The organism is Pseudobutyrivibrio sp. OR37, assembly GCF_900113655.1.
Classification (GTDB): Bacteria; Bacillota; Clostridia; order Lachnospirales; family Lachnospiraceae; genus Pseudobutyrivibrio.
Window position 1 is genome coordinate 1 of sequence record NZ_FOQF01000079.1, and the last position, 1,071, is coordinate 1,071.

The following is a 1,071-nucleotide window of genomic DNA, read 5'->3' on the forward strand; positions in this document are numbered from 1 at the left end:
TATGTGCAATTGTTGTGACAGGTACATCAATCACATCTGAAGCAAAGGGTAAGAAGTCTTCAAAGAAGGCTGTAGCTACAACTTATAGTAGCAACGCTGTAGTAAATGATTTTGTAGCAACAGGTATCAAATCTGACGGCTTAACTATTGGTGGAAAATCATATAATACACAGCAAGTAAATACTTTAGGTCACGAAGCAAATCCAGCTGTAACCGTGTCGCCTTTATGTTATCAAGAAGATTATGAACTCGGTCATTTTTGCTATTTTAATTTATGCGCTGATGGTTCAAAAGGTGTAATTAGTCCGAAGGCTGAATTAATTTACGGCACAGGCACTTCGTCTGTTGAAATGAATGATATGGCTGCTTGCGGATACACTCAGTTCTTAGATGATGCAGTGCTTAGCACCAACGGCGTGTGGAACACAGACGCGTTTATAGCGAATGGTGTTAACGTTCAGTATATCTGTGCTTGGATGCAGTCGCGTGGACTTAATACAGCGTCTGACATTTATAACTATCTTGTTGCTAACGGTGCTACATTTACAGAAGTAGCAACAGGTGATGCCACTTCACAGGCCTTTGCTTGTAATCAGTGTCCTGAGTTAAAGTATTATATTTATACTGACTCTGGCGAAACAGGGTTTAAATATATAAATGAAAATCTGTCAGGCGTCAATCTGTTTGATATTAACACCTCTACAGAAAGAACTACTGGTTACATCAAAACTTATTGGACTAGCGGTATTCAGCACTAACATCTAAAACTAAAAAGATTACAGGCCCGATACGAGATGTATCGGGCTTTTTTCTTTTAGACACAAATAAATTCACAAGATATGTGGGTTTACGTGGGTCGTTTATATGCGGTTGGAACACACGCGTCGATGCATCCAGCCTCAAATGATGAAGAAAAATAGTCATTTGGTTCGATTAATGTGTGCGTATAGACGGCCGGACGCAAGCTCATATATTAATTGACTACTTCTAATCTATGTGATAAATCAAGAGAAAGTACATAATTATTTAACTGCTGAATTACTTGTGGAGATATATTTACAGTGATATACT

Annotated in this window: 1 protein-coding gene; it reads left to right on the top strand. The window is 38.3% G+C overall.

The genetic code is table 11. From position 1 onward, the window contains the following. Positions 1–758 (top strand): hypothetical protein (locus BM097_RS16470; protein WP_177197494.1); only part of this gene is annotated, 758 nt, incomplete at its 5' end. Between the last annotated feature and the right edge of the window lie 313 nt (positions 759–1,071).